Genomic DNA, 4,209 nt, shown 5'->3' on the forward strand with positions numbered 1-4,209 from the left:
TCAGAAGAAATGTTTGGGGAAGATGGGGGAGGTGGCGAAAGAGGGGAGGACGGTGTTGTTTGTGAGCCATAATATGGGGGCGGTTACTAATTTATGTAGTTGGGCACTTTTATTAAATAATGGGCAAATCCTACAGACAGGACTACCCGAAGAAGTTGTATCTATATATTTTGATTGTATGGCAGGGAGAAGCAAGGGCGAAGTTTTATTGACAGCTTCGCCTTCAGAGGCTTATTTTACACGTATAGCAATTCTTAACCATCATAACCAACCGATGCAAGCTATACCGGTAGCGTCAGATTTTGTAGTTCTACTCGAATACAATGTCGAACGACAAATATCTGCGCTTGAGGTTTCATTCAGCCTATTTAATAGCAACGGTTCAAAGGTTTTCTATTCCGCTTTATCAAAATCAAGGAATAGGGACAGCTCAGTTCAGAACCATGAACCTGGTCATTATGTGGCGAAGGTAAATATCCCTGGTGAATTCATCGCCCCTGGCACATATTTTTTGACGGTTGGACTGCACCAGCCGAACGTTCGCCTGTTCGATCGGCGTGATCATGTTATTGAATTTAGAGTTGTCGAGACAGGTTTTTCAGATTACCGATATGCTGATCAGAATATAGGCTCAATTCTTGTTCAATTTGATTGGATTGTGGAGCATAAAAACAATGGTGCAAGTTAAGCCTAACTTTCTGATTGTCGGTGCTGCAAAGTCAGGGACAACATCTCTTTATTATTGGCTCAAACAGCATCCAGAGGTTTTTATGCCAGATAACAAAGAGCCTTCATATTTCGTGTATGGTTACGGGATTTCTGATTGGGAGAAATATCTTTCACTTTTCGAGTTAGGCCGCGGCAAAAAAGCAATAGGGGAGGCATCAGCTTCATACCTTGTAGCACCAGAAAGCGCACAATGGATTCGGCAAAAGCTTGGGAACGTTAAAATTATTATTTTGCTTAGAAATCCTGTTGAAAGAGCCTACTCGCTTTATTCTTGGATGGTAATGGAAGGTTATGAATGGATTTCTAATTTCGAAGAAGCCCTTGCAGCAGAAGAGGGAAGATTTTGTAACGAATTTTTTCGGACAAACAATCCAGAATATTTTTGGGATTATATGTACGTTAGAAGTGGCTTATATTATGAACAGGTTATGAGGTATATGGACATATTTGAAGATATTAAAATTTATCTTTTCGATGAGTTGGTGACTTCATCGAAAGCTATATATTTTGACGTATGTAACTTTTTGGGCATAAATAATACTTTTGACCCTGTATTTGTACACCAAAATCCAAGCAGATTACCACGTTCAATACGTCTGCAATTTATTCTTCGAAGGTTAAGAAGCTTAGTGGGAAAAATCCCTAAGTTTTCAAAACCTCTAAAGTGCAGCATATCCCTAATTATGAATTTAAATATAAGTTTTGGTTCTAAACCAGTAGTTTCATTAGAGACCAGGCAATTTCTTAAAAAGAGATACGAAAGAGATATTTTGGAGTTGAGTAAACTCATCGGAAAAGATTTATACAGTTGGTTGCGATAAAAAGCTTTGGTCACTACATGCAGGAGTTGCTTAAAATTGACCGTAAAAAGCTTTAGTTTTATTCTGTAGTATGTCTAATGTAGCCTGAACTGCATGTTAGTGAATATGACCAGAAATAAGTACTTTGAGATCAAAAGGATCAAGAAATTTATAAAATTGTTCACCCCACCTATTGTTCTAAAGGGCTACCGCTTCTTACGCTATGGGCGACAACACCTTTTTGCAAAAGGCATCTATCTCGCTGGAGATTATCTGTCTTGGGAGAATGCTCTTGCCGCCAGCACTGGCTATGATAGTGAGATCATCCTGGAGAAAACGAAAGCAGCCCTGCTGAAAGTAAAAAACGGAGAGGCAGTCTACGAACGTGATTCAGTTCTTTTCGACAAAATTCAGTATGCCTGGCCGTTACTGGCTGGCTTGATGTGGGTGGCTGCCCGGTGCGGCGGCAGACTCAATGTGCTCGATTTCGGCGGCTCCCTGGGCAGCAGCTACTTTCAGAACCGACGCTTTTTGCAACATCTGCTTTCTGTGCGCTGGAACATCGTTGAACAAGTACAGCATGTAGAGATAGGTAGACGTTATTTTGAGGATGATCATCTTAAGTTTTACGTATCAATCGAGGAATGTCTGAACCAAACGGCGCCCCAGGTGATTTTATTGAGCAGTGTTCTGCAATACGTACCAGAGCCTTACACGCTCTTGGATAAGATTTCGAACTTGACCTTCGACCATCTGATTATAGACCGGACATCATTCTGGAATGGAGCAAGTGATCGGATTTGTGTACAGTACGTCCCATCCAAGATCTACGAGGCCAGCTACCCCAGTTGGATTTTCTCCGATGAGAAGTTCCACCAGCGTCTGATCAAACATTGGGAAATTGTAGCTGAGTTCGATAATTCCGATCGGTTGTCTGCTCCGATGAGGGTTACCTATCGTGGTCTTATCGCCATCAGAAAAATGGCAAGGTGAGTGATTCTCTGTGAAGTCTTATCTCGACCCTGGATAAGGCGGTCGACATCATCCGGCTCAGATGACTATCGGCATTGCCTCCAAAAACCCAATGCTATCCACCATGACTTAAGACGGTGCATTCCTTTGCCAGATATGAGTCGAAATGTTGTGTACCATACTGGCGTGCTTGAATACATGCGCTGTGTCGACGCTTTTAAGTTTTTGCGGAAAAGCTATAGGGGGTTGAAGCAAAGTGGCATCATTTGTGTTGGAGTGCCTGATCTGGAGAAACTCTTTCGCCTGTATCGAAATGAGTAAGAAGAGGCTTTAGCTGGCGATGAAGGTGTGGCGAACGACTATGACTGGATTCTTTTGGAACACGATGATCGGGTTTTGCACAAATAAAAGTGGCGGTGAGATGCTGGCCTGTCTCCGCCAGAACCATCTGCTCAATGAAGTTTTTTGTCTGCGCCCGAAACCATAAGCAAGGCCGCAAAAGCACTCTGGCATTGCAGAGGAAGAATGTCTCTGCACAAGTAAGATTGCTCGTCCACAGGAGGCTGATAAAATACGAGCATTATGAAAGAGAGTGAACCATAGCTTGTTGCTGCAACTTTTGGGCGCGGATATGAATAAGGTTGATGGAAAGCGGTCGCTTTCGTCGGCACCTTTTTTGCTGGTCTGGTTGCTGCGGACGACTGGTTTTCGTGACCAAATTATTAATGGATGAACGACCTTATCATCAGCAATTTATATTATGTCGGCTACGGCATATTAATTTAAATAGACAGTGGTTTTAATGGGGCATGTCGCTTTGGGGCATAGCCTGATCTCAACGATAGCTGAAGCACTTGGCGTAGGGGCAGGATATTTTATTTATCGTTTGGCAAACCAGTTCTAAAACTCCATACATAACTTCTTTATTGCACTGAAAATCAATTAATACAACTTGTTATGATGGCAATAGATTATCGAGCGGTTAGCATTTTCTACACTGCAACAAATGTGGAAAACGTGTGCAACAAATTATTATGGATTCGGCTGCTGGTGGAAGAAGAATAGCCCTTTGAGATATGGGGTGGCGAACATTGAGTGATTTTACTTGTGTGGAGGATTCCATCGCATTGGTATTCAATATTAATGTTGTCACTATTTATATGAACCTTATCTATTAGTATAAAAATAAGTTTTAAAAACATCACAAATTTAATCCATGGCTCCATATTACTTTTGCACATATTTTGACAATAATTATCTTATTCGTGGTTTAGCGATGTATGAGTCACTAAAAAAAAAGTGCTTGCAACCTTTTACTCTGTGGATTCTTTGTTTTGACGATGAAACCCACACCATCCTTACCCAGTTAAATCTGCCAAATGTTTGCCTTATTACGCAATCTGAGTTTGAGGCAGGCGATGAAGAGCTTACGACCGCTAAATACACCCGCAATCGCATTGAATATTATTGGACATGCACACCATCATTACCCCTCTATATATTGCGCAATAATCCGAATGTTGATTTAATTACATATCTTGATGCTGATCTTTATTTTTTTTCAGATCCACAGCCTATTTTTGATGAAATGGGCGATGCATCAATTTTGATTATCGAGCATCGTTATGCGCCGGAACATAGAGATTTGGAGAAAAAAGCAGGGATTTATAATGTGGGATGGGTAAGCTTTCGACATGATATAAATGGA

General features: G+C 41.2%; 4 protein-coding genes. All 4 read left to right on the plus strand.

All coding sequences use genetic code 11. The features are described from left to right. The coding region (locus tag N3F66_14580) for a Wzt carbohydrate-binding domain-containing protein (GenBank protein MCX8125371.1) at positions 1 to 688 on the plus strand (688 nt) is incomplete at its 5' end. Next, a complete protein-coding gene (locus N3F66_14585; GenBank protein ID MCX8125372.1) occupies positions 675 to 1,550 on the plus strand; it encodes a sulfotransferase domain-containing protein in 876 nt (291 codons plus the stop codon). The genes N3F66_14580 and N3F66_14585, both read left to right, overlap by 14 nt. A 105-nt stretch (positions 1,551 to 1,655) precedes the next feature. Next, positions 1,656 to 2,522 (plus strand): methyltransferase, TIGR04325 family, encoded by an 867-nt coding sequence (locus N3F66_14590; GenBank protein MCX8125373.1) that lies wholly within the window; start codon positions 1,656 to 1,658, stop codon positions 2,520 to 2,522. Between the two features lie 1,255 nt (positions 2,523 to 3,777). Further along, positions 3,778 to 4,209 (plus strand): hypothetical protein (locus N3F66_14595; protein MCX8125374.1); only part of this gene is annotated, 432 nt, incomplete at its 3' end.

This window comes from Spirochaetota bacterium (assembly GCA_026414805.1).
Lineage (GTDB): Bacteria > Spirochaetota > UBA4802 > UBA4802 > UB4802 > UBA4802.